This is a genomic window from Ruegeria sp. CDSB117 (genome assembly GCF_059611005.1).
In genome coordinates, this window is sequence record NZ_JBXWOS010000018.1 from 93,795 (window position 1) to 119,476 (window position 25,682).

General features: G+C 56.4%; 23 protein-coding genes. 20 read left to right on the forward strand and 3 right to left on the reverse strand.

Annotation, left to right across the window (positions count from 1 at the left end):
• Nucleotides 1-13 precede the first annotated feature (13 nt).
• Nucleotides 14-925 carry a cytochrome c oxidase subunit II gene (gene coxB, locus AC2FJC_RS18225; RefSeq protein ID WP_496740592.1) on the reverse strand — a complete coding sequence of 304 codons (912 nt, stop codon included), beginning with the start codon at nucleotides 923-925 and terminating at the stop codon, nucleotides 14-16.
• Between the two features lie 176 nt (nucleotides 926-1,101).
• Here coxB and tldD point away from each other — a divergent pair, with 176 nt between their 5' ends.
• From tldD to AC2FJC_RS18250, 5 genes are all read left to right on the forward strand, one after another.
• Nucleotides 1,102-2,523: a metalloprotease TldD gene (gene tldD, locus AC2FJC_RS18230; RefSeq protein ID WP_496740594.1), complete on the forward strand. Its 1,422-nt coding sequence runs from the start codon at nucleotides 1,102-1,104 to the stop codon at nucleotides 2,521-2,523.
• A 240-nt stretch (nucleotides 2,524-2,763) separates the two neighbouring features.
• Nucleotides 2,764-3,897 (forward strand): DNA-processing protein DprA, encoded by a 1,134-nt coding sequence (gene dprA / locus AC2FJC_RS18235; RefSeq protein ID WP_496740596.1) that lies wholly within the window; start codon nucleotides 2,764-2,766, stop codon nucleotides 3,895-3,897.
• A gap of 174 nt (nucleotides 3,898-4,071) precedes the next feature.
• Entirely contained in the window at nucleotides 4,072-6,711 is a 2,640-nt protein-coding gene (topA, locus tag AC2FJC_RS18240; RefSeq protein ID WP_496740598.1) for a type I DNA topoisomerase, read from the forward strand.
• A 103-nt stretch (nucleotides 6,712-6,814) separates the two neighbouring features.
• Nucleotides 6,815-7,519: a CoA transferase subunit A gene (locus AC2FJC_RS18245; RefSeq protein ID WP_496740600.1), complete on the forward strand. Its 705-nt coding sequence runs from the start codon at nucleotides 6,815-6,817 to the stop codon at nucleotides 7,517-7,519.
• Nucleotides 7,519-8,145: a CoA transferase subunit B gene (locus AC2FJC_RS18250; RefSeq protein WP_058276937.1), complete on the forward strand. Its 627-nt coding sequence runs from the start codon at nucleotides 7,519-7,521 to the stop codon at nucleotides 8,143-8,145. The genes AC2FJC_RS18245 and AC2FJC_RS18250 overlap by 1 nt, the downstream gene beginning before the upstream one ends.
• 43 nt (nucleotides 8,146-8,188) lie before the next feature.
• Here AC2FJC_RS18250 and AC2FJC_RS18255 read toward each other — a convergent pair whose 3' ends face one another.
• Nucleotides 8,189-9,049 (reverse strand): lytic transglycosylase domain-containing protein, encoded by an 861-nt coding sequence (locus AC2FJC_RS18255; protein ID WP_496740602.1) that lies wholly within the window; start codon nucleotides 9,047-9,049, stop codon nucleotides 8,189-8,191.
• Nucleotides 9,050-9,401: 352 nt separating this feature from the next.
• On the opposite strand from AC2FJC_RS18255, the gene AC2FJC_RS18260 reads away from it, so the two are divergent.
• From AC2FJC_RS18260 to pdeM, 15 genes are all read left to right on the forward strand, one after another.
• Entirely contained in the window at nucleotides 9,402-9,620 is a 219-nt protein-coding gene (locus AC2FJC_RS18260; protein ID WP_496725986.1) for a Flp family type IVb pilin, read from the forward strand.
• 91 nt (nucleotides 9,621-9,711) lie between these two features.
• Complete coding sequence (locus AC2FJC_RS18265) at nucleotides 9,712-9,927, forward strand: hypothetical protein (protein ID WP_496725985.1); 216 nt, start codon at nucleotides 9,712-9,714, stop codon at nucleotides 9,925-9,927.
• A gap of 156 nt (nucleotides 9,928-10,083) precedes the next feature.
• Nucleotides 10,084-10,959 (forward strand): Flp pilus assembly protein CpaB, encoded by an 876-nt coding sequence (gene cpaB / locus AC2FJC_RS18270; protein ID WP_496740604.1) that lies wholly within the window; start codon nucleotides 10,084-10,086, stop codon nucleotides 10,957-10,959.
• Between the two features lie 191 nt (nucleotides 10,960-11,150).
• The gene (locus AC2FJC_RS18275; protein ID WP_496725983.1) at nucleotides 11,151-12,557 is read left to right on the forward strand and encodes a type II and III secretion system protein family protein; all 1,407 of its coding nucleotides are present in this window, start codon (nucleotides 11,151-11,153) and stop codon (nucleotides 12,555-12,557) included.
• Between the two features lie 17 nt (nucleotides 12,558-12,574).
• Nucleotides 12,575-13,198: an OmpA family protein gene (locus tag AC2FJC_RS18280; protein WP_496740606.1), complete on the forward strand. Its 624-nt coding sequence runs from the start codon at nucleotides 12,575-12,577 to the stop codon at nucleotides 13,196-13,198.
• Between the two features lie 199 nt (nucleotides 13,199-13,397).
• Nucleotides 13,398-14,633 carry a CpaE/TadZ family protein gene (locus tag AC2FJC_RS18285; RefSeq protein WP_496725981.1) on the forward strand — a complete coding sequence of 412 codons (1,236 nt, stop codon included), beginning with the start codon at nucleotides 13,398-13,400 and terminating at the stop codon, nucleotides 14,631-14,633.
• A gap of 24 nt (nucleotides 14,634-14,657) precedes the next feature.
• Nucleotides 14,658-16,103, forward strand: a complete 1,446-nt coding sequence (locus AC2FJC_RS18290; RefSeq protein WP_496740608.1) for a TadA family conjugal transfer-associated ATPase — start codon at nucleotides 14,658-14,660, stop codon at nucleotides 16,101-16,103.
• A gap of 12 nt (nucleotides 16,104-16,115) precedes the next feature.
• Nucleotides 16,116-17,084, forward strand: a complete 969-nt coding sequence (locus tag AC2FJC_RS18295; RefSeq protein ID WP_496725979.1) for a type II secretion system F family protein — start codon at nucleotides 16,116-16,118, stop codon at nucleotides 17,082-17,084.
• 10 nt (nucleotides 17,085-17,094) lie between these two features.
• Nucleotides 17,095-18,084: a type II secretion system F family protein gene (locus AC2FJC_RS18300; protein WP_496740610.1), complete on the forward strand. Its 990-nt coding sequence runs from the start codon at nucleotides 17,095-17,097 to the stop codon at nucleotides 18,082-18,084.
• A gap of 7 nt (nucleotides 18,085-18,091) precedes the next feature.
• Entirely contained in the window at nucleotides 18,092-18,673 is a 582-nt protein-coding gene (locus AC2FJC_RS18305) for a tetratricopeptide repeat protein (RefSeq protein WP_496740612.1), read from the forward strand.
• A 30-nt stretch (nucleotides 18,674-18,703) separates the two neighbouring features.
• The gene (locus AC2FJC_RS18310) at nucleotides 18,704-19,555 is read left to right on the forward strand and encodes a tetratricopeptide repeat protein (RefSeq protein ID WP_496725976.1); all 852 of its coding nucleotides are present in this window, start codon (nucleotides 18,704-18,706) and stop codon (nucleotides 19,553-19,555) included.
• Nucleotides 19,556-19,558: 3 nt separating this feature from the next.
• Nucleotides 19,559-20,104: a prepilin peptidase gene (locus AC2FJC_RS18315; RefSeq protein ID WP_496740614.1), complete on the forward strand. Its 546-nt coding sequence runs from the start codon at nucleotides 19,559-19,561 to the stop codon at nucleotides 20,102-20,104.
• Between the two features lie 116 nt (nucleotides 20,105-20,220).
• Nucleotides 20,221-21,528, forward strand: coding sequence for a DUF8689 domain-containing protein (locus tag AC2FJC_RS18320; protein WP_496725974.1), 1,308 nt, complete (start codon nucleotides 20,221-20,223; stop codon nucleotides 21,526-21,528).
• 40 nt (nucleotides 21,529-21,568) lie between these two features.
• Nucleotides 21,569-23,980 carry a ligase-associated DNA damage response DEXH box helicase gene (locus AC2FJC_RS18325; RefSeq protein ID WP_496740616.1) on the forward strand — a complete coding sequence of 804 codons (2,412 nt, stop codon included), beginning with the start codon at nucleotides 21,569-21,571 and terminating at the stop codon, nucleotides 23,978-23,980.
• Between the two features lie 41 nt (nucleotides 23,981-24,021).
• Complete coding sequence (gene pdeM / locus AC2FJC_RS18330; protein ID WP_496740618.1) at nucleotides 24,022-24,684, forward strand: ligase-associated DNA damage response endonuclease PdeM; 663 nt, start codon at nucleotides 24,022-24,024, stop codon at nucleotides 24,682-24,684.
• Between the two features lie 2 nt (nucleotides 24,685-24,686).
• Here the strand turns inward: pdeM and AC2FJC_RS18335 are convergent, their stop codons facing one another.
• A complete protein-coding gene (locus AC2FJC_RS18335) occupies nucleotides 24,687-25,349 on the reverse strand; it encodes a LytTR family DNA-binding domain-containing protein (protein WP_496740620.1) in 663 nt (220 codons plus the stop codon).
• Between the last annotated feature and the right edge of the window lie 333 nt (nucleotides 25,350-25,682).

Sequence of the window (25,682 nt, forward strand, 5' to 3'; positions counted from 1 at the left end):
CCCGCGCGGGTCATCACTTGGATGCAACCTGATAGGCTGCGGGCTGACCTGCATACTCTTCCAGTGCGCCTTGCAGCCACTGCTCATACGCCTCTTCGCTGACCACTTTGACGGTGATCGGCATGTAAGCGTGGTCCTTGCCGCACAGTTCGGAACACTGACCGAAATAGATGCCTTCCTTTTCGGCCTCGAACCACAGTTCGGCCAGACGTCCAGGAACACCGTCCTGTTTTACGCCGAAGGACGGGATGGTCCACGAATGGATCACGTCTGATGCGGTAACCTGCATCACAATGATCTTGCCAATCGGGACCACAACGGCGGTATCGGTAGCCAGCAGCCATTCGTCATCGCTGTAGCCCGCATCCGCCAGCTTGGCACGCATCGCGTCGTTCAGAACAAACGGGGTCACGTCCGCATCGGCCGGGCGTGCGCCTTCGTCCAATGTGGCCGGGTGGCCCAGCAGATAGCTGTCAAAGGCGAAATCGTGATCAACGTATTCGTAGGTCCAGTACCACTGGTTCCCAACGACTTTGATGGTGATGTCGCCTTCGGGGATTTCCTGCTGATTGAACAGAACTGGTAGCGAGAAGGCACCGATGAAGACCAGAATCAGGATCGGGCCAAGGGTCCAGGCAATCTCAACCGGGGTGTAGTGCGAGAATCGCGCCGGTTCAGGGTTGTTACGCGAATTGTACCGAATGATGCAGTAGATCAGCAAACCCGCAACAAACAGGCAGATCGCGGTGATGATCACCAGAATCATATCATCCAGCCGCTGAATTCCCGAGGCCAGGCTGGTCGCCGCGGGCTGGAACCCAAGGCCGCCATCAACCGGCTTACCAATAATCTCAAGCTCCTGAGCCATTGCGGGAAGGCTGGAGAGGGCTGTCATCAACCCCGAAAGCATCAAAGCATTCTTCATTTTCTGTCCTGATCGTCTGATCTTTGCTTCTCTGGCGAAAAGGTGTGAATCAGTCGCACCTCTCCCGTTGTCTTTGGCCGCGTTAAAAACCATATTCCGTCGGGTAGATAAAGCAAAATGCTTGCGTCAAACAGACGCTATTTTTGATCTGGATCAAACTCGGAAGGTCCCAACAGATGTCCAACGACCCGTTTCGCCCTTTTGATAGCGCTATTCCGCAGGACGATGCACTTGCCGTTTTGCAATCTGCCACCGTTGGGGCGGAAGACGGAGAGCTGTTTGTCGAGCGGCGGAAATCCGAGGCTTTGGTCTTTGATGACGGGCGCTTGAAGACAGCATCTTATGACGCATCCGAAGGGTTTGGCCTGCGGGCCGTACAGGGCGAGGTTGCCGGGTATGCGCATTCCACCGACGTCTCAATTCCGGCGCTGAAGCGGGCAGCCGAGACCGCGCGCCTGGCGGTTGGCGACGGCGGCGGCACGCTCGCCGACGGTCCCCGTCCCACCAATACCCGCCTTTATACGGACGAAGACCCGATTGAATCCGCTGATTTCCCGGTCAAGATCGAAACGCTGCGCGAGATCGACGCCTATGCCCGTGACATGGATCCCCGCGTCGTGCAGGTCAGTGCGACAATCGCCGCAGCCGTGCAAGAGGTCGAGATTTTGCGCCCGGACGGCGTACTGATGCGAGACGTGCGGCCAATGACCCGCCTCAATATCTCGGTCATCGTCGAACAGAACGGTCGCCGCGAAAGTGGCTCGGCCGGGGGTGGCGGGCGCGTCGGGCTAGACGGCCTGATCGATCCGTCGGATTGGCAGGACAAAGCGCGCGAGGCGTTGCGGATCGCCTTGGTCAATCTCGACGCGATCCCGGCCCCTGCCGGCGTGATGGAGGTCGCGCTTGGCCCCGGTTGGCCAGGCATCCTTTTGCACGAGGCAATCGGACACGGTTTGGAGGGGGATTTTAACCGCAAGGGAAGCTCGGCCTTTGCCGGTTTGATGGGACAGCAGATCGCATCCAAAGGCGTGACCGTTGTTGATGACGGCACAATCCCGGATCGTCGCGGCTCGATCTCTTTGGATGACGAAGGCACACCCAGTTCAAGGACAGTTTTGATCGAAGATGGCGTCCTGACCGGCTATATGCAGGATCGCCAAAACGCGCGCCTGATGGGCGTGGCCCCCACCGGAAACGGGCGGCGGCAAAGCTATGCGCACAAACCCATGCCGCGGATGACGAACACTGTGATGCTGGGTGGTGAGGCTGATCCGGCCTCTTTGGTTGCGGACATCCAGGACGGAATCTGGGCGGTTGGTTTCGGCGGCGGTCAGGTGGATATCACCAACGGCAAATTCGTGTTCTCGTGCACCGAGGCGTACCGCGTTGAAAACGGTAAGATCGGGGCACCCGTCAAAGGCGCGACCCTGATCGGCGACGGTCCATCCGCCCTTAAACGCATTCGGGGGTTGGGCAACGACATGGCGCTGGATCCGGGCATGGGAACCTGTGGCAAAGACGGCCAGTGGGTACCGGTCGGCGTTGGCCAGCCTACCGTTCTGATGGATGGCCTGACAGTCGGCGGATCGGCCGCATAGCCGGGAATCGCTTGGCGGGAAATCGAGAGCGCAGGGTTAACGCTGCGCTTTCAACCCGCCGGCGCCTTAACATCCTGTCAGGCGCCCGCGTTGAAGGCCGTTGTGTTTATTTCATACATTTCAACGCGCTAAATAACTCTAAGTGATAAACGCCGAAAATTATCCGGATAATTTGAAGAGATTCACAAGCTGTTAACCCCAGCAATCGTAAACCAGTTCTGCAATCAGGCGGAGCATCGGATGACCGAAGAGCAGCATTCTTCCTATCACCCCACACTCCCACCCACCACGGAAGAGGATCGGTTTTCCTGGCTTCGTCTGTTGCGCTCTCGCAAGGTTGGTCCGGCGACGTTTCGTCGGTTGCTGCGGGAACATGGCTCGGCGCAGAATGCGCTGGCCGCGCTGCCGGAGATGGCACGCGCTGCCGGAATTGATGGGTACGAAGTTTGCCCCCCCGGCGTGATTGAGGCGGAACTCAAGGCCGCAAAAGCCGCGAACGCGCACCTTTTGTGCCTTGGCTCCGCCGATTATCCAGATGCCTTGAACGATCTATCCGACGCCCCGCCAATGCTTTGGGCGATTGGAGATAGCTCTCTGCTGCAGCGCCGGTCGATTGCACTGGTCGGTGCGCGGAATTGTTCGTCCCTGGGGGCGCGGATGGCGCGGGGGCTTGCCACAGATCTCGGCAAGCAAGGCTATGTCGTTGTGTCCGGCCTGGCACGCGGTATTGATACAGCGGCCCATATGGCCGCGCTTGAAACGGGCACCGTCGCTGTGATGGCGGGCGGCGTGGATGTCGTCTATCCCACCGAAAACACTGTTTTGGCGGAAAAGATTGGCCAAACCGGGTTGCGTGTCTCTGAACAGCCTATGGGCGTCACACCGCAGGCCCGGCACTTCCCGCGCAGAAACAGGATTATCTCAGGTCTGGCGCAGGCGGTTGTTGTCGTCGAAGCTGCCGCAAAATCCGGCAGTCTGATTACTGCGCGGGACGCCTTGGATCAGGGGCGCGAGGTTCTGGCCGTACCCGGGCACCCTTTCGATGCACGCGCTGCCGGGTGCAACATGCTGATCCGGGACGGCGCGATATTGGTGCGAGCCGCCGAAGACGTCATTGAGGCGCTACCGAAACGGGCACCTACCAGTCAGGTCGAGGGGCCCGCCGTGCCCGACGTTGTAGCCAAACCGGTGATCGCAGGTACCGCACTGCATCGTGAAATCCTGTCGCGATTGGGCCCCTCGCCGATTGCCGAAGATCAGTTGATCCGCGACATTGCCGCAACGGCCGGAGAAATCGGACCCGCATTGATTGATCTGGAACTCGAGGGACAGATCCAGCGCCAGCCCGGCGGCCTCCTGTCGCTGTCAGCATAACCTTCATCGCTGAGGCCTGGTTTCTGCCCAAGTCCTTTTTATGCACAGGTTACGTGGTTGAAATTACCACATAATTCCTGTGTTCAAAGGAACGCATTGACAATTCGCCCTTGCCCTCCACATCTTGCACGATCATAGAAGGCGCCAATTCCGTCGAGCGAGGTTTTCCCTTAAATGCCTGTAGTTGTTGTAGAATCCCCAGCCAAGGCCAAAACAATTAACAAATATCTTGGCCCCGACTACACGGTGCTAGCCTCGTATGGCCATGTCCGGGACCTGCCGCCCAAGGACGGATCCGTCGATACCGAGCATGAATTTGAGATGAAATGGGAGGTTGGCAACGACAGCCGCAAACATGTCAAAGCCATCGCCGATGCGCTGAAAGAAGACAACGCTCTGATTCTCGCGACTGACCCTGATCGTGAGGGTGAGGCCATCAGTTGGCACCTTCAAGAAGCCCTGACCAAGCGCCGCTCGATCAAGAAAGACACGCCTGTCAGCCGCGTGACCTTCAACGCGATCACCAAGGATGCGGTGACCGAGGCGATGCAGAACCCGCGTCAGGTCGACATGCCGTTGGTCGAGGCCTATCTGGCCCGCCGCGCGCTGGATTATCTGGTGGGTTTCAACTTGTCCCCGGTTCTGTGGCGCAAATTGCCCGGCGCCAAGTCTGCCGGTCGCGTTCAGTCAGTCTGTCTGCGCCTGATCGTCGAACGCGAGATGGAGATCGAAGCGTTCAAACCAGTCGAATATTGGTCTGTGAAGGCAGTGTTCGAAACACCGCGCGGCCAGACTTACGAGGCGCGCCTGGTCACGCTGGCCGGTAAAAAACTGGACAAACATGATCTGGCCAACGCCACGCAGGCCGAACTGGCGGTGCAGGCCATCACCAGCCGCGCGCTGAGCGTTACTTCGGTCGAGGCCAAGCCTGCCGCGCGTAACCCCAGTGCACCCTTCATGACCTCTACCTTGCAGCAGGAAGCAAGCCGCAAGTTCGGAATGGGCGCGCGTCACGCGATGCAGGTTGCTCAACGCCTCTACGAGGCGGGCTACATCACATATATGCGGACCGATGGCATCGACATGGCGCCCGAGGCCGTGGCGGCCACCCGCGATACCATCGCAGACCGTTACGGTGCAGAATACGTGCCGGACAGCCCGCGTATCTATAAAAACAAGGCCAAGAACGCCCAGGAAGCGCACGAATGTATCCGCCCGACGGATATGTCCCGCGATACCAAGGCCCTAAAGGTCACAGATGAGGATCAGCGCAAACTTTATGACCTGATCTGGAAACGTACCATTGCCTGCCAGATGGCTGCGGCCCGGCTGGAGCGCACTACGGTCGAGATTGGCAGCGATGACGGCCAGGTCGGCCTGCGCGCCACCGGTCAGGTTGTTCTGTTCGACGGGTTCATGCGCGTTTATGAAGAAGGCCGCGACGACGTGGCCGATGATGATGAAAAGCGCCTGCCGCAAATCATGCAGGGCGATCCAGCTCGGTTTGCCAAAACATCCCTGCGCGATCAGTTCACCAAAGCGACCAGCGAAGGCACTGAAAAGGCCGCGAAAGAGGCCATTCTGTCCGAGAACGAATCTGTACTTGCCCTGCAGCACCACACGCAACCGCCGCCGCGCTACACCGAGGCTACGCTGGTCAAGCGGATGGAAGAGCTGGGGATCGGGCGACCGTCGACCTATGCCTCGATCGTGACCACGATTCAGGACCGGGAATATGTGCGCAAAGACAAGAACCGGCTGATCCCAGAGGAGAAGGGCCGGATCGTTACGATCTTCCTGCTGAACTTCTTCCGGCAGTACGTGGGGTATGAGTTCACCGCCAATCTGGAAGAACAATTGGACGACGTCAGCGCCGGTGGGCGTGACTACAAGGAGTTGCTGAGCAAGTTCTGGCGCGATTTCTCGGCTGCTATCGGCGAGACGTCCGAATTGCGGATCTCCGAGGTTCTGGACAAACTCGACGAAGCCCTGGCGCCGCAGCTTTATCCGCCGCGTGAAGACGGCTCGGACCCGCGTGTCTGTCCGAAATGTGGAATGGGTCAGTTGCACCTGAAGACGTCGCGCACCGGCGGGTTCGTTGGGTGTGGAAACTATCCTGAATGCACCTATACCCGCCCCATCGCCGGCGAAGGCGCTGAAGGCGAGGAACGTCTTCTGGGCGAAGATGCAGGGGATGATATCTGGCTGAAATCCGGCCGCTTTGGCCCCTATGTTCAGCGCGGCGAACCGACGCCCGAGAACAAAAAACCACCGCGCGCCTCACTACCGCGTGGCTGGAGCAAGGATGACATGGATCTGGACAAGGCGCTGACGCTGTTGTCCCTGCCCCGCCAGATTGGCGAACACCCAGAGGGTGGCATGATCAGCTCGAATTTTGGGCGGTTTGGTCCCTATCTGATGCATCAGTTGGCCGATGAGGCCAAGCCGGTCTACGCCAATCTCAAAGACCCCAACGACGTGTTCGAGATCGGCATGAACCGAGCGGTCGAGATGCTGGCCGAAAAGCGCGCCAACCCCGGACGGGGCCGTCGCGCAGCGGCCAAAGCGTTGAAGGAATTGGGCGAGCATCCCGATGGCGGAGCGATGCAGGTGCTGGATGGGCGCTATGGGCCATACGTGAAATGGGAAAAGGTCAACGCGACCATTCCCAAAGACATCAAGCCCGAGGACGTGACACAGGAAATGGCCATCGAACTGGTCAACGAACGCGCAGCCAAAAAGGGCACCAAGAAAAAAGCGGCCCCCAAGAAGAAAGCTGCGGCCAAAAAAACAACCAAAAAGGCCGCCACCTGACAGGGGGTTAGGTAGAAATACCACCTACCCCTTGGTTTCATTGACTTCCCCGTGACGTGGCGGCACAACCTGCGCCATCACCATGTCATTGGGGGAGTTTTCCATGAAGAAAGTCTATGCCAATGCCACCGAAGCACTCGATGGAGTGATTTCGGACGGCATGATGATCGCGGCGGGCGGTTTCGGCCTGTGCGGTATTCCCGAATTGCTGCTTGAGGCGATCAAGAACTCGGGCGCTCAAGATCTGACGTTTGCCTCGAACAACGCAGGCGTTGACGATTTCGGTATCGGCATCCTGCTGCAGACCAAGCAGGTCAAAAAGATGATCAGTTCTTACGTCGGTGAAAACGCCGAGTTCATGCGTCAGTACCTAGCAGGAGAGCTGGAGCTGGAATTCAACCCGCAAGGAACCCTTGCCGAACGCATGCGCGCTGGTGGTGCAGGCATTCCCGGCTTCTATACCAAGACCGGTGTGGGCACCGTGATCGCCGATGGTAAAGAGCACAAAGACTTCAACGGCGAGACGTACATTCTGGAAGAAGGCATCTTTGCCGATCTGGCCATCGTCAAAGCCTGGAAGGCCGATGACACCGGCAACCTGATCTTCCGCAAAACGGCGCGCAACTTTAACGTCCCTGCAGCGACCTGTGGCAAGATCTGCATTGCCGAAGTCGAAGAGATCGTTCCCCGCGGCTCGCTGGACCCGGACGCGATCCACCTGCCCGGCATCTACGTGAATCGCATCATTCAGGGTCAGCATGAAAAGCGCATCGAACAACGCACCACCCGTAAGAAGGAGGAAGCATAATGCCCTGGGATCGTAATCAGATGGCCGCACGTGCGGCGCAAGAGCTGGAAGACGGCATGTATGTAAACCTCGGCATCGGCATTCCGACGCTGGTGGCAAACTACGTGGGCGACAAGGACATCACCCTGCAATCCGAGAACGGTATGCTAGGCATGGGCCCCTTCCCCTTTGAAGGCGAAGAAGACCCGGATCTGATCAACGCTGGCAAGCAGACGATCACTGAACTGTCCCGTACTGCCTATTTCGACAGTGCCACATCGTTTGCCATGATCCGCGGCGGCAAGATTGCGGCTGCCGTTCTGGGCGCGATGGAAGTCGATGAAGAAGGCGATCTGGCCAACTGGATGATTCCGGGCGTGCTGGTAAAGGGCATGGGCGGCGCGATGGACCTGGTTGCAGGTGTTCGTCGCGTGATCGTCGTGATGGATCACACCAACAAGCACGGTAAGTCCAAGCTGCTGAAGAAGTGCACCCTGCCACTGACCGGCAAGAAGGTGGTGAACCGCATTATCACCAACCTTGGCGTTCTGGACGTGGTTGATGGCGGCCTGAAGATCATTGAGATCGCCGAAGGCGTGACCGAGGACGAAATCCGCGCCGCGACCGAGGCCAACATCGTCAACTGATTCCCATCAATGAAAAGGCCCACCAGATCCAGGTGGGCCGTTTTCAATTCAGCGATTGGAATACACACCCATCCGTAATCAGTTGGGGCGGTGTCGAACACAACGCCCGCGCCACCTGAAACGCTGCAAGAACCTTGGGTACGTAATCACGGGTCTCTGCGTACGGCGGGACGCCCTCGTGCTTACGAACGGCCCCTTCCCCGGCGTTATACCCCGCAAGGACAAGGATCGGGTCGTTACCGAATTCTTCCATCAGCCAGTTCAGGTACTTCACACCGCCCGCGATGTTTTGCGACGGCTGGGTACTGTCCTGAACTCCAAACCGTTTGGCGGTTGCAGGCATCAATTGCATCAACCCCTGTGCCCCGGCCGAGCTTACAGCGTCAGTGCGCCCAGCGGACTCAACGGAAATGACCGCCAGAACCAATGCCGGTGAGACATTTGTTCCAACGGTCGAGCGCAGAATATCCACGCGGCGCTGTTGGGCGATGTTTTGCAGGGTCTGTAAACGGGGTGCCGCGACATTGATCGCAGCCAGCGCATTCATGGCATCGTGCAGTCGTCCGGACCCGGCCTCGGCCAAGGACGGCGACACCCTTTCCCAGAAAGCCTTGTACGAACCAACCGGTTTTTTGCTCGCACCGGGAAGAGTTGGCGGTACGACACGCGTGCGCGCGATGATTTCAGGTTCGACCAATTCTACCCCCGTACTAGGGGCAGACGGGGTCTTCGCATGCTCATCGGGCGTGATCTGAACCGTGACGCGCGGTAGTGTGCCGGGCTTGGGGGCCTTGATCCGTTTGTAGACACCTCTTGGTTCAACCTCGTTTGCCACGACTGGCACAGGGCCAGACAGCATCAACGCCGTCAAACCAGCGCAAGTCATTGCGAGCCGGAGATTCATTTGCCTGCCTCATGTTTTTCTTTTGGTTGATTTGAACCTCGAATCTGCCCGTAAAGCCAGAAAAACAACGTGAAATGGGGCAAATTCGCCTCATTTGCCGCAAATTTGCATCTGGCCGTCTAGACAACCTTTGCGTAGTGAAGTTTTTTATTGTTTTTTTTCAATTACTTACCAAAATAACTACCAAAAAGTTAAACTTCATCAAAAAAAAATGGTGTTTGGCCCAATTCCTGCCACGCATAGCGGTCAATCATAGTGCCATACCGAGACGATCGGGAGCGGACTGAGAGAGGAAGCTCTGATAGACGCCGAGGTTTAATAGACTTTTTAGATCCTTTAGGAGGGACGTAACATGATCAAGTTCATCAAGAACTTCCGCAAAGACGAAGACGGCGCCGTAACAGTAGACTGGGTCGTTCTGACCGCAGCAATCGTTGGCCTGGCATCGGTCGCCTATACCCAAATCGGTACCGGCACTCAGGCTGTTTCGAACAAAGTAGGTGCGACTCTGTCCGACGCGGCGACCAAAACCGCTTCATCGATCCCTGTCACTCCGCCGACCACGCCTTAATCTAAGCGCTTAGTCTTTGTGACTATTTTTCTCGGGGCTGGGTTGTTTGACTCGGCCCCGTAATTTTTCATGGCCCAGCATTGGAAACGATATGTTCAAAAGAACGATCCTATTCTGCAAACGTGAAGACGGGGCCGTGACGGTTGACTGGGTGGTTTTGACAGCCGCAATCGTGGGAATTGCCGCCGGTGTTTTCGTTGTTTTTCATCAACCAGTCCGAGACCTGGATGCCAGATCAGGTGCAGCCCTGAGTGGGATCGATGTCGCTGACGAAATTTCCGTGCGTTTCGACGCACCGGATTCGTGAACTCGCAATTGCTTAAATGTCCAAAAAAAATTATTGGACGCGAAAATTTTCAAATATTGTCCCCCTTTTCGACACAATCTCCCTTTAGATCAGTGTTGATCTTCGTCGTAAATCTTTGACGAACTAACTAAATCGAATAACTAAGAGGGGACGCGAATGCGGCTAGTATTTGGACTTGTCCTGATTGTTGGGGTCGCTTTGGCCGGTGGGGCTGTCTACTTGGCAAGGGACTACATCAGTCAAACCCAAGCGGAACTTGAACGGGAAAGATTGGCGACTCAAAACGCGCTCGCAAATGTTAAGAGCATTCCAACAGTCCCTGTCACGGTCGTTAACCGGGCCATGAAGTATGGGGAGCGTCTTGCGCCGGAAGATGTACGCATCGTGCAGTGGCCTGAGGACGCGATTCCCGAAGGGACTTTTTCGGATATGGCCGTTTTGTTTCCCACGGATGGGAGGGGCGAGCGGTTTATCCTTCGTACAATCGAAAAAGACGAAGCCCTTTTGGAAGTCAAAGTTACCCAACCCGGTGAGTCGGCCGGCCTTACGTCTCGTCTTGAGAAAGGCATGCGCGCCTTCGCAATCAGTGTAGATGTTGCATCTGGTGTATCTGGCTTTTTACGCCCAGGCGATAACGTCGACGTTTACTGGACCGGATCCCTAAGAGGTACTGGCGGCGAGGGAGAGATCACACGTCTAATCCAGACCAACATCGAACTTATCGCAATTGATCAGACCGCAGGATCGGACGTGACCGGCACAACTATTGCCAGGACGGTTACTGTCGCTATTACCCCGGAACAGGTCGCCGCTCTCGCCCAGGCACAGAACACCGGGCGGTTGTCACTGGCGCTGGTCGGTGCACAAGATGAGACTATTGCGACTGCGATTGAAGTGGACCAAAGAAAACTCTTGGGAATCGAAGAAGCAGCGCCCGCACCCGTCAAAGTCGAGAAACAGATTTGCACGGTTAAGGCGCGTCGTGGCGGCGAAATCGTCGATACCGGAATAATAACGCCCTGCACAAACTAGCGCGAAATCAAAACGTTAAAGCCACAAGCCGCGCCATCAGCGCGGCTTGTTTCGTTTCGAATGTTGCGCATTACCCACATAAGGAAAATTCCAGAAACCATTGATTATTGCAATAAAATCGTAATTCGCGCAGTGTTACCGCACATAAGGCATTAGACCTAAAACGAGGCGTGATCGGAGAGGCAGGTCACATGAAAATAAAATCTTGGTTCAACGCAACCCTTCTGGGGTTGGCGTTAGTTATCAGTTCGGCCAGCACTGCTGTCCAGGCTGAAACACTTCGCGTGGTTAAGAACGGTACGGCGGAAACGCTGGACGTTCCGATGAACCGCGCAATCGTCGTTGAAAGCGAAACACCTTTTGCGGAACTCAGCATTGCCAACGCAGGCATCGCTGACATTTCGTCGCTTTCTGATCGTACCATCTATGTTTTGGGTAAGGCACCTGGCCTGACCACGCTGACTTTGTTCGATGGGGCTGGCAACCTGCTGGCCAATGTTCGGGTCCGTGTTTCGCCGGATGTGTCTGAATTCAAAGAGAGATTGCGGCAGATTCTACCGGGTGAGCCAATCGAAGTGCGCACTGCCAACGACGGCATCGTTCTTTCTGGCACGATTTCCAGCTCGGCCAAATTGGCCCGTGCCCTGGAGCTTGCAGAACGTTACGCGCCCGAGCGGGTTTCGAACCTGATGTCTGTTGGCGGCGTTCAACAGGTTATGCTGAAAGTTCGCTTTGCCGAAATGAATCGGTCGGTTGCGAAAAGTCTGACTGCATCGTTGGGCTTTGGCGGCGGTGACGCTACGGGCGGCTTCAACACCCTGAACAGTGCAGGCGCTTTGGCGAACGCCCTCGCCGACAGAATTCCCTTCCAGCAGACAAATACAGGTGCCATCCTGTTTGGCTTTGGTGCCGGTTCAACGCAGGTACGCTTGTTGTTGGAGGCGCTCGAAACCAAAGGGCTCGCCCGTACTCTTGCAGAGCCCAACCTGTCAGCCCTGTCAGGTCAGGAAGCTGAATTCCTGGCGGGTGGCCAAGTCCCGATTCCTGTTCCTGCGGATGACGGCAACATTGCAATCGAATATCGGAACTTCGGTGTGCAAGTTCTCTTTACCCCTCGCGTGGTGGATGGTGATCTGATTAACCTTGAGTTAGGAACATCGGTCTCAACTATTGACCCGAACTCCAACTTCTCAATTGCAGGCAACAACGTGCCTACCTTTATCTCGCGTCAAACAAAGACGACAGTTGAATTGCGAGACGGAGAGAGCTTTGCGATTGCAGGGTTGATTCAGGACAACTTCGCAGACCTGAACAGCCAAATCCCATGGGTCGGCGACATTCCTGTACTGGGTTCTTTGTTCCGCAGCGCGGAATACCAGCGTCAGCAATCTGAACTGGTTATCATCGTCACAGCCCATCTGGTATCACCCACCCGTGGTGAAGCCTTGGCCCTTCCGACAGACCGCGTCAAACCGCCTAGCGAGTTTGACCTGTTCTTGAACGGAAGAACGGCGCGAACCACACGCGTTGGTTCGGGTGCTGCGTCTGAAGTCGCCAAACAGGACTTTGGCAGCTCATACGGCTACATCCTGGAATGATTGAGAGGATAGGACCAATGCAAAAGTGGATCATAACACTGGGTCTGTCGGTCGCCGTTGCCGCGTGTACACGTGAAGCGGGGTACGAAGCTGACCAAGGCGCCTTTGGCAACGCAACTCTAAACAACGTTCAGGTCATGAACGGTGAGCTGACATACGCACAAATCCTGGGCCAGCGGTTTGCCGCAGAAGTGCCAACGCAGATCAATTTTGCGTTTAACAGTTCTCAGCTGGACGCTCAGGCGCAGCGGATCTTGTTGCGGCAAGCGGCATGGATCAAGCAGTTCCCCGAAGCACGGTTCCGCGTTTACGGCCATACCGATGCCGTTGGCTCAACCGGGTATAACCAGTCGCTTGGGCAACGTCGTGCAAACGCAGCCGTTGCATTCCTGACGCAGCAAGGGATCTCGCGGTCGCGTTTGGAAGCTGTCGTTTCCTTCGGGAAAACGCGGCCTCTGATCGACACTCCGAACCGAGATCGCCGCAACAGGCGCACGGTCACCGAAGTGTCGGGCTTTTTGGATCGCAATCCGCTGGTTCTGGATGGCAAATACGCCGAAATCGTGTACCGCGAATACGTCGAAAGCGCCACGAGGGAAAGCTACATCCAGCGCGATGATGCTGGCGGCAGTGATGAATAATCCATAAGAAATGGGCGGCATCGTCGCCCATTTCCCTACAATTGGTTCTTTTGCGCCAAAATCTTGCCTAAGTTCCAAGCCATCTTTTCAACAATTAGGTGAAGTGCGGCCCGAATTGGCCGCGGCCGGGCAACAGCGAACTGAACCGAACCAGACATGTTCGGGCAGTGAGCAGGCCCAGACGACGAGGATTGTGTGAATGACAAGCGCCAAAACGCATGATGACGGAACTGCCATTCTGGCCTGCACGATCAGCCGTGACGTCCAAAATTTTGATCTTCTGATCGAGGACATGGAAACCATTCTGGGCGAACGTTGGGGCGACCTTGGCTTTGCCGAAGCCCTGGCTTTTTTCAGCCAACCTGAGGCGGAAAGCCTTGAATTCGTTGCGCTTGCCATTGACGGAGAAGATGAGGACAACCTTTCTCTGATGGGCGAGATCATCTCGCAGGCCAAAGAGAAAAAGATCAAGATCGTACTGATCGCCGAAGACGTCACACCTGCATCTCTGCACCAACTACTTCGCAAGGGCGCGGACGAGTTTGTCCCCTACCCTCTTCCCGAGGGAGAGCTGCAGGAAGCCATCGAGCGCATGAACAAACCTGAGCCGGTAGCAGCGACTGCGGTTGCGACAGCTCCTGCCGCTCACGGTGATTCGAAAGAAGGCGCGCTGTTTGTGGTCCATGGGCTGGCAGGCGGTGTGGGATCAACGACTATGGCGGTCAATCTCGCCTGGGAGCTGGCAACTGCGTCAGACAAAGAGGCACCTTCTGTGTGCGTCATCGATCTGGATCTGCAATACGGCAGCGTGTCGACCTATCTGGACCTTCCCCGACGCGAAACCATATTTGAGATGCTGTCGGACACAAACTCGATGGACGACGATGTCTTCTCGCAGGCCCTACAAACCTATGAGGAAAAGCTTGAGGTCCTGACTGCACCGTCCGATATGGTTCCGTTGGACCTGATCACACCCGAAGACATCGAACGCGTCATCGAAATAGCCCGCAGGAAATTCGACTACGTGGTTGTCGATATGCCGACAACCCTTGTTCATTGGTCGGAAACGGTTCTTCAGGCTGCACATGTGTACTTTGCCATGATCGAGCTGGATATGCGATCCGCTCAGAACGCGCTGCGGTTGAAACGCGCCCTTCAGGCCGAGGAACTGCCGTTCAACAAGCTCCGGTTTGCTCTGAACCGAGCCCCGAAATTCACTGACCTGAATGGCAAAGGCCGGGTCAAGCGAATGGGCGAAAGCCTGGGCATTTCAATTGACCTGCAATTGCCAGATGGTGGCAAACCCGTCATGCAAAGCGGTGATCACGGATTGCCGCTGGCCAAATCCGCCGCCAAAAACCCGCTGCGTCGGGAAATCGCAAAACTTGCAAAATCGCTTCACAGTTTGGGCAGCAGCAGCGCCGAGGCCGCGTAACCGTATTTCAGAGGGGTAGTCGCCGTGTTTTCAAGATACAAGAAGCAGCCAGCAGCGCAGCCGGTCGAGGCTGCTCCAACGCCTGAGGCTGCGGCACAAACGCCTGCTCCGAAAAAAGCATCCACTGAAAACGCCGTCGCCCGTCGCCCAATCCAAAAAAAGGCCGCTGAACCGGTCGCTTCGGACCGGGATCGCAAGCGCAAAGAGCGCCTGGGTGAAATCAAGATCGAGATGCACCGGGAACTGCTGGAAAACCTGAATCTTGCGGCACTTGAAAAGGCCGGAGAATCTGAACTTCGGGCAGAAATCAGCGCTATCTCGAGCGAAATTCTTGAATCTCGTGATATCGTTCTGAATCGCGAAGACCGGTCGCAGTTAAACAAGGAACTGTACGACGAAGTCACTGGTCTGGGCCCCCTTGAGACGCTGCTTCAAGACGACAGCGTCAACGACATCTTGGTAAACGGCCCTCAGCAGATTTTTGTCGAGCGGCACGGCAAGCTAGAAATCAGCGACGTCACGTTCAAGGACGAAAAGCACCTGATGCGGATCATCGACAAGATCGTATCCGCCGTGGGTCGTCGGGTCGATGAATCCAACCCTTATGTCGACGCCCGCCTAGCTGACGGGTCGCGTTTCAACGCAATGGTGCCACCTATCGCCGTTGACGGGTCGCTTGTTTCCATTCGTAAGTTCAAAAAAGACAAGCTGGCCATCGACGATCTGGTCAATTTCGGCGCATTTACCGAAGAAATGGCCGCCTATTTGCAGGCAGCTGTTTCAACGCGTCTGAATATCATCGTCTCGGGCGGTACAGGCTCGGGCAAAACGACGACGCTGAATGCCTTGTCCAGCTTTATTGATGACGCCGAACGCATCCTGACCATCGAGGATACGGCGGAACTTCAGCTGCAGCAGACCCATGTGGGACGGATGGAAAGCCGCCCCCCTAACGTCGAAGGCAAAGGCGAAGTAAGCCCGCGCGATTGTTTGAAAAACGCCCTTCGTATGCGTCCCGACCGCATCATCGTTGGCGAGACGCGTGGCGCCGAGGTGATCGACATGCTGCAGGCCATGAACACGGGCCACGACGGTTCAATGACCACGATCCACGCCAACTCGGCCCGAGACGGGATTTCGCGTCTCGAAAACATGATCGCAATGGCCGGGATCGAGATGCCGATCAAAGCGGTCCGCAGCCAAGTCTCATCAGCTGTGAACCTGATTGTGCAGGCCAGCCGCTTGCAGGACGGCTCGCGTCGGATGACCTCAATCACTGAGATTACGGGGATGGAAGGTGACGTGATTTCTATGCAGGAAATATTCAAGTTCCAACGCGTTGGTCTGACGCCAGACAACAAGATCATTGGCCATTTTACCGCGACCGGTGTTCGCAGCCACTATTCCGAACGCTTCCGTCTGTGGGGCTTTGACCTGCCTCCATCCATCTACGAACCTACGACCGTCTAAGGAGATCCGGATATGCAACTGCCCGTAGAGGCTCTTATCTATGTTGTGATCTTCGTAGGAGTTCTTCTCCTGGTCGAGGGCATCTATCTTGTGGCATTTGGCAAGTCCATCAGCCTGAACAGCCGCGTGAACCGGCGTCTGGATATGCTTGAGAAAGGCGTCGGACGCGAGCAGGTCCTGGAACAGCTGCGCAAGGAAATGCAGCAGCATATGAAGACCCAGAGCATCCCGCTCTATTCGCTGTTGGCCGACAAGGCGCAAAAGGCCGCAATCGCCTTTTCGCCACGCCAGTTGGTTATGATCATGGTGCTGGTTTCAGGCTTTGCTTATGTTGGGTTAAGTATCGGGACGGCCACGGATACCGTATTGCGGATTGCGCTTTCGATTGGGATCGGTGTCGGGGGTGTCTATGCTTGGGTGAACCACAAAGCCTCGAAACGTATGGGCCTGATGGAGGAACAACTGCCCGACGCCGTTGAGCTGATGGTTCGTTCTCTTCGCGTTGGTAACCCATTTGTCTCGACAATTCAGATTGTTGCGAGCGAAGTACAGGATCCGCTTGGAACGGAATTTGGTATCATCGCTGACGAATGCGCCTATGGCCGTGACGTGGGTGAAGCCCTAAAGGACATGGCAGAACGTCTGGGGATGCAAGATTTGCGCTTTTTGTCTGTTGCTGTCGGAATCCAACAACAGGCAGGTGGTAACCTAGCGGAAATTTTGGCGGGCTTGGCCCAAGTTATCCGTGCTCGGTTTCGCCTGTTCCGGCGCGTTAAGGCGATCACTGCCGAAGCAAAATGGTCCGGCAAGTTTCTGTCTGGCTTCCCCCTTTTCTGCCTGTTGTTCATTCTGGTGAAAGATCCGGGCTACTATGACGAGGTTGTTGACCACGAGTGGTTCATTCCGATGTGCTTCTTTGTGGGCATCATGCTGACACTGAACCTGATCGTCATGCGCATTCTTACGAACATCAAAGTCTGAGGGCTTGAGTATGGAATTTCTGACCCAAATCAATGAAGTCCTGACCGAGCATTTGGGGCCGTTCGGACCACTTATTGTGGTTGGTGTTCTGGGGTTGTTTATGATTCTGGTGGCCGTGCCACTGATGTTGAACCAACCAGAGGACCCTCTCAAGAAACTGCAACGTTCAAATGCAGCGCCCAAGGAAGGCAAGAAAGGCAACAAGGACAAACTGCGACAAGCCAGTCGCAACGAGCAGCTTCAGAAATTTGCGAACTTCCTGGAACCACAGAATCAGGAAGAGCTGTCCGCGATGGAACTCAAGCTGCGCCAGGCGGGGTATCAATCCAAGGACGCGGTGCGCTTTTTCCACTTTACCCAATTTGCCCTTGGTTTGGTCGGGGTCGCGATTGGTGTTCTGTTGGTCACGGTTTTTTCCGGTGGCCAAGAATTCACACCGACTCAAACGGCCACCCGCGTCTTGATCCCGGCATGTGCGTTCTACTTCCTCCCCCGCTATTGGATCACGCGACGCGTTGCCGAGCGAGAAGAAGCCATCGTCGCAGGGTTTCCCGATACTCTGGACCTGATGCTGGTCTGCGTGGAAGCGGGTCAGTCGCTGGATCAGGCAATCGTTCGGGTCGCGGCTGAGATGAAAGTCTCTTACCCGGATATCGCCCTAGAGTTCGAAGTCGTCGCGCACGAACTGAAGGCAGGTAAGGACAGGGACAGCGTTCTCAGAGACTTTGGCACACGTTGCGGCGTTCAGGACGTCAGCTCGTTTGTGACTGTTATGATCCAGTCGGCCACATTTGGTACATCAATCGCCGAAGCCCTGCGGGTTTATGCCGGTGAAATGCGTGACAAGCGGGTAATGCGCGCCGAAGAGGCCGCGAACAAGTTGCCAACCAAAATGACACTTGCCACAATGATGCTGACGGTGCCGCCGTTGCTGGTCATTCTGGTCGGCCCTTCGGCAAAAGGCATCGCGGACTTTGCAAACAGTGGATCCGGTGGATAACGTCCCGATGAATTCAAATTTCAGGTGTATCCGGTTTAGGCTACGCCGCACGTTTCAGGCCACCTTGGTTCTTGCCATGGTGGCCTCTTGTACAGAAACAGGCCTTTCGAACGATCTGGATGCTCCTGGCATCGACCCTAAGGCCGAAGCTGTTGATCCTGTTACAGTCGGAAACCGGCTGATGGCATCGGGCGAATATGAGCTGGCGCTGACATCCTTTTCCCGTGCCGCGCTGGATCAGGGGATGACAACGGAACTCCTGACCTCAATGGGGACTGCGAACCTGGGTCTCAGGCGTTTAGGGCAGGCAGAGGAACTGCTGCGCCGCGCAATTGAGGATGAGCCTGACTGGCCTATCGCGTGGAACAATCTTGGTGTTGTGCTGATGGAAAAGGCCGAATACCCCGAGGCAGAACAGATGTTCCGGCGCGCCTTTGCTTTGGACAATGGCGAAAGTGACGCAATCTTGGACAATCTACGCTTAGCACTCGCAAAAATGGAAAATCCTGTTAATACTACCCCGGAAAAACAAGAATATACACTGGAGCAGCAAGGCGACGGGCAATTCAAGCTGCGCAAGCTCCCGTAACATTGGCAAGAGCAGTAAGGGACGCAAAAAATGCGCCAGCAATTCTTGATTCCAACGATGGTAATCTGCGGGATGGTCCTGTCCGCCTGCGAAAAAGAAACCGAGGAAGAAAAGGTCGAACGCACCTATCAGGAGGTGGACGTCATTGACGAAACCAACCTGAGCGAGGTTCTTCTGACCGCGGCTGACCCGAACGAGGCTGTGACCTATTTCAAAGGTGCTGCTGCAAAAAACCCCGGCCGGATCGACCTGCAACGGGGCCTCGCGATTTCTCTTACGCGCGCCAAACGCACGACCGAGGCCGCTTCGGCGTGGAAAAAAGTGACAACCATGAAGGGCGCGAGCAACGTCGACCGGGTCGAATACGCCGCGGCATCGGTCCGCGCAGGTGACTGGTCGACCGCCAAGTCGACGCTGGATTCTGTTCCTCCAACCTATGAGACATTCCAACGTTACCGCCTTGAGGCGGTCGTTGCAGACTCTCGCAAAGACTGGAAACGCGCAGATCACTTTTACGAAACAGCCGTCGGTCTGACCACGCGCCCTGGCAGCGTTATGAACAACTGGGGCTACTCCAAGCTGTCACGCGGTGACTACGCGGATGCGGAAAGGCTGTTTTCTGAAGCTATCCGTCAGGACAAATCGCTGTTCACAGCCAAGAACAACCTTGTGCTGGCCCGGGCCGCGCAGGGCAACTATAACATGCCGGTTGTTCCTCTGACACAGGTTGAGCGGGCCATGTTACTGAATACAATGGGCATTTCTGCAATCAAGCAAGGCGACATCACAACGGCCAAGAACCTGTTCCGCGAAGCCATTGCAACCCACCCGCAGCACTATGAGGAAGCCGTTCGATCGCTTCGCGCGCTTGAAGAGGCCTGATTCATGAATATCCCTGCGACGGCAGCCGCATGGTTTTTGCCATTTGTGTTGCCGATCTGCTTGTACGTAGCCTTCACTGATCTGCGTAGCATGTTGATCAAAAATCACGCCGTGATCGCTTTGGTCGCGATTTTTGCTGTTGTCGGATTGATTGTGCTGCCACCTTGGTCCACCGAGTGGACGACCGGCGGCGTTGGTCCGATTGCCCTGACGCTGCCGCCCTATCTATGGCAATTGCTGCACATCTTTGTCGTTCTGTTTTTTGGCATCCTCCTCAACGCGGCTGGGGTTATGGGCGCAGGTGATGCCAAGTTTCTAGCGGCCGCCTCGGCCTTTGTCTGGGCCGGTGACTATCTGCTTATGACGCTGATCGCCACTTGTGCCATGCTTGGTGCATATGTGACACATCGGCTGGCCAAACACACGCGCCTTAGGGCAATTGCCCCGGACTGGGAAAGCTGGGATCGGGGCAAGAAATTCCCGATGGGTTTTCCGTTGGGGGCCAGCCTGGCGATCTATCTGATTCTCGGTACTGTTTCCGGCTCATAAACTATCATCAGTCCGCCTTTTCAGTGCCTTGGTGCTGACACAAACCAGGTTAAGATTTTAGGCAAGTGGCCCGTGTGGGGCTTTTGGCGTGATTAGTGGATAGACGGGCAACGCTCATGAATATGCAGACGACCTCGGTTATGGCCCCCCCTGCCCCTAAGGGTATGGCCGAAATGAAACTGCCCATCGTGATGATGCGGGACATTCTGCTTAAGACGATATTCCGAAAGAACGTGGATACGGTCACGGAAATCGCGGAAGCGGTCTGTTTGCCAGGTGCGGTCACGCAAGAACTTGTGGACATTGCCCGCGAACAAAAGCTGCTCGAAGCGACCGGCACACTGAACGCCAACAGTGGCAACGAGATGGGCTATCAGCTTACCGATGCCGGCAAAGCCCGCGCTCTGGACGCGCTGAGCCAATCTGAGTACTTCGGCGCCATGCCGGTTCCGCTGGACGTCTACCGGGAACAGGTCAAGCGTCAGTCTATCCGAAATATTCAAGTGACCCGCGATCAGCTAACGGGCGCCATGGGGCATCTGGTTCTGCCCAACAGCCTGCTGGACCATCTGGGCCCCGCGGTCAGCGCTGGCAGATCCATTCTGATGTATGGCCCTCCGGGAAACGGTAAGTCCTCAATCTCGAACGGTATTCGCGACGCGTTAGGGGACAACGTCTATGTACCTCGTGCCATCGAGTATGCCGGTCAGGTCATCACCGTTTATGACCCGATCGTCCACACTGCGATCGAGCAGGAAGCAGATGACCCCAACAGTCTCCGCCGCCGCAAACGGTTCGACACACGCTATGTTCAATGCGAACGCCCGACCGTTGTAACGGGCGGTGAACTGTCGCTTTCCATGCTGGATTTGGTCTACAACCCGACTGCACGCACCTATCAGGCGCCGCTGCAACTGAAATCAACCGGCGGCATCTTTATCGTGGACGACCTTGGTCGTCAGCAGGAACCGCCACAAGCGCTGGTCAACCGTTGGATTGTTCCTCTGGAAGAGAACAAGGATATTCTTGGCCTCCAATCAGGCGAAAAATTCGAGGTTCCCTTTGACACATTGGTCATCTTCTCGACCAACTTCCACCCGAACGAGATCTTCGACCAAGCGGCCCTGCGCCGGATCTTCTTCAAGATCAAGATCGGTGGTCCGGTTCAAGAAGACTTCCTGAAAATTTTCGCAATGGTGGCGCGAAAACGCGGAATGCCGCTGGATGAATCCGCTCTGGTGCATTTGCTGAAGGTCAAATACCCGACCATCAACAACGTCTACGCCAACTATCAGCCGATCTTCCTGATCGACCAGATGATCTCGATCTGCGAGTTCGAGGGCATCCCCTATCAGATGAGCCCCGACCTGATCGACAGGGCCTGGGCCAACATGTTCGTTAAAGACGAGACAATCGTTAAATAACGCCGTGCCATTTCCGGGACAAGCCGGGTAGTCTGCGTTCATGACGCAGATTCCCGCCCGGATCACGGATTGGTTTGACACCAAAGGCTGGTCCATCCACCCACATCAGCAAGAGATGTTTGACCGGGCTGCGGACCCGGCCACTTTGCTCATTGCGCCAACCGGCGGTGGCAAGACGATGGCCGGTTTCCTGCCGACGCTGGCCGAACTGGCGGAAAATGATCACCCCGGCCTGCATACGCTCTATGTTTCGCCGCTCAAAGCGTTGGCCGCCGACATTCGCCGCAACCTGCGCGGCCCGGCGGATGAAATCGGTCTGCCCATTCGCATTGAAGACCGAACAGGCGATACCACGGCCACGCAAAAGAAACGGCAGCGCGTGGACCCTCCACATATCCTGCTGACCACGCCTGAAAGCCTGGCTTTGCTGACCTCTTACGAGGATGCGCCAAGGATGTTTGCAGGGGTACAGCGCGTGATCGTGGACGAGATTCACGCCCTGGCAGAAAGCAAACGTGGCGATCAGTTGATGTTGGCGCTGGCCCGTTTGCAAAGCTTGTGCCCTGACCTGCGACGCGTCGGCCTGTCGGCCACAGTCGAAGACCCAAAAGCCATCGCACAGTTTCTGGCCCGTAACCCTGATCCATGTCAGATCATTCAGGCAGACCCCGGCCCCGATCCCGACATCCGAATGCTTGAGACGCAAGAGATGCCGCCCTGGTCCGGCGGAGGGGCGGCCTACTCGATCCCTGCAGTGCTGGCGGAGATTAAACAGCACAGAACAACGCTTATCTTTCACAATACACGCGCGCAGGCCGAGATTTTCTTTCACAATATCTGGCTTGCCAATGAGGACGGGCTGCCAATTGGCATCCATCATGGCAGTCTGGACCGGCAACAGCGGGAACGGGTCGAAGCCGCGATGGTTCGCGGTGAGCTACGCGCCATTGTCTGCACGGGCAGTCTGGATCTGGGCATCGACTGGGGGGATGTGGATCTGGTGATCCAGATTGGTGCGCCCAAGAACGTCAAGCGCCTGGTGCAGCGCATTGGCCGTGCCAACCACCGTTACAACGCCCCGTCCAAAGCCCTATTGGTCCCAGCGAACCGGTTCGAAGTGGTCGAGTGCGTTGCGGCGCTGGAGGCTGCAAAGGCCCATGATCTGGATGGCGAACCGCGCGGACGGGGCCCAAGGGACGTGTTGTGCCAGCATATGCTCATCGCCGCTGCGGCAGGCCCGTTCGATGCAGATGCCCTGTTCACCGAAATGACAGCAGCAGGGCCATTTTCTGACCTCAGCCGCGCTGAGTTCGACGCCTGTTTGGATTTCTGTGCAACCGGTGGCTATGCGCTGCGCGCCTATGATCGCTGGCAGCGGCTGTTGCAGCGCCCCGACGGCCAATGGCAGCTAAGAGACCCGCGGGCTGCACAGCGTATTCGCATGAATCTGGGCACGATACAGGACACTGACACGCTGAAAGTCCGCCTAAAGCGCAATCGTGGGGGCAGACCGCTGGGTGAGGTCGAGGAGGCATTTGCAGCCTCTCTGACGCCCGGAGACACCTTCCTGATAGGCGGGCAGATCGTCCGCTATGAGGGGCTGCGAGAAATGGTGGTCGAGGTCAGCCGTCGGGCCGACAAGAAACCCAAGATCGCCACGTTCTCGGGTACAAAGTTCGCGACCTCGACCCAACTCAGCGATCGTATCCTGCGCATGTTCGCGCAACCCGACTGGCCGCAATTGCCTGCACACACAGCCGAGTGGCTTGCCCTGCAGCGAGATATGTCCCGATTGCCGCGGCGTGATCGCTTGCTGATCGAGAGTTTTCCCAATGATGGCCGTGAACATCTTTGTGTTTACGGCTTTGCCGGCCGCAATGCCCTGCAAACCCTTGGCCTTTTGTTGACCAAACGGATGGAGGAAACCGGGCTTGCCCCGCTTGGTTTCGTTGCCACCGACTATGCGACGCTGATTTGGGGCTTGGACGCAGTGACCGACCCGCGCCCTCTGTTCCAACTGGACGAATTGCGTGACGGGCTTGAGACATGGCTGGCGGGCAACGCTGTCATGAAACGCACTTTTCGCGCCTCGGCCACAATCGCAGGCCTGATCGAACGCAATACAGGCGGGCAACGCAAGAGCGGGCGTCAGGCTACGTTTTCCTCGGATATTCTTTACGATACGCTGCTAAAGTATGACCCCAACCACCTTCTGATGCAGATCACCCGCGAGGAAGCAATGCGCGGCCTGGTCGATTTTGGGCGTATCGAGGCGATGATCGAACGCATTGGCGACCGGATCGATCTGGTGCGGCTTGACCGGGTCTCTCCGCTTGCTGCTCCGTTGTTTCTGGAGGTTGGCAAGGTACCAGTCAAAGGTGCCGCCGAAGAACGCCTGTTGGCCGAGGAAGGCGCCCGGTTGCTACAGGCTGCGGGACTAGACGCGAAGTAAATCAGGTTGCGTCAGAGGTCAAAACAGGCAAAGAACGTACCATGAACGATTTGGCGTTTTCCTTTGCTGATCAAGACCTGCGCGCATTGGGAACTGGTGCGTTGTGGTGGCCAAGCCGGAATCTGCTATGCGTCAGCGATCTGCATCTTGGCAAATCCGAACGTATGGCGCGACGCGGTGGTCCCTCACTTCCGCCTTACGACAGTCAGGACACCCTGACCAGGCTGGCCGCCGACATCGACAGAACCGGCGCGCAAACTGTCATCTGTCTGGGCGATAGCTTTGACGATCTGGATGCGTTGACTGCATTGGGCACCGCCGAGAAGCTTTCGTTGACGGCCCTTCAGGCAGGCCGACAATGGATTTGGATCGAAGGAAACCACGACCCGGGTCCAATAGATCTGGGCGGAACACATCTGGCTGAATACACGGTGGGTCCGCTGGTTTTCCGACATATCGCCCTACTTGGTGCGCAAGGTGAAGTCTCGGGTCACTACCATCCCAAAACCCGCATCAGGGCACGCGGTCGGACGATCACACGCCCGGCGTTTTTGTTGGACAATGCACGGCTTATCCTACCGGCCTATGGCACCTATACAGGCGGGCTGCGAAGTTCCGAGAAAGTTCTAAGCGACTTGATGAGCGACCGGGCAATGGCCATCCTGACCGGCCCTCATCCGCAAATCATCCCAATGCCGCGCTGAGATCATATCAGCCCATCATCCTCGAGCTTCGGCTTGTACTTCCGGCTGACAGGGATCAGATCACCGTTCACCAGCTTCAAATAGATTCTGTCGGCCACCTTCTCAGTGGCTACAACTGCTTCATCCACGACCCAGTGAGAGCGGTGCGCACAATGCCCGCGCAGGGGCTCCATTTCCCCAACCGCATCAGAGAGCCGTAACCGGATCGCAAAGATGCCCTCAGATGTGACCACATCCACATAGTGATTGCGCGAGCTCAGGCGATAAATCTGCCCCTGAAAAGACGCAGGCAACCGTCGCGCAAGCCGCGGTGCCGGGGATGATGGTGGTGCGCTTTTGGGTTCCACTCGGCTGGTCAGTATTAGGCCAGCAGTAAACAAGGCGCTGTATCCTATAACCTGCGGGATGCCGGGTGCAGAGTGGCCCCCAATGGAAAACAGAACCACGCCCAGCACCCAAAGGGACGGGATAAACAACAGCAGAACAAACAGGGCGATTGCCAGGTCACGCACCGGCAGGTTCAGAACAGTCCCGGTTTCGCGGATCAGTTTTCGGGCCATCCAGGTCGACGTCACAGCGATGCCCATCACCCCGAACCAAAATAAGAAGCAAATGACAAATGGCAAATCAGACATCTGGAACGGCGGAAAAGCGTAAGCCAGCATAGGAAGGAAGAACGCTCCGGCCACCACACGTTGTGGGCTGCACAGGCATAAGAAGGGTCTTAGCTTTGAAGTCATACCATATCAAAAACCACTTTCAGGGGCCCAGCCAAAAGCCCCGGAAAGCTAACATTCACACACTGTAAACGGCTGGGATTTCCCGGCTACCACGCGCCATTCAGACATTCAAACCTTAAAAGGGGGAAATTTAGCCCGTTGACATCATGGTCAAATTTGGCGCTTGGACAATTTACCGGTGCGTTAGGGCGCATTTTTTGCGCCCTAACGAAACAGGTCAGGCTGTGAGGCCTTCTGGTTCTGGGAGTTTGTTTGCGC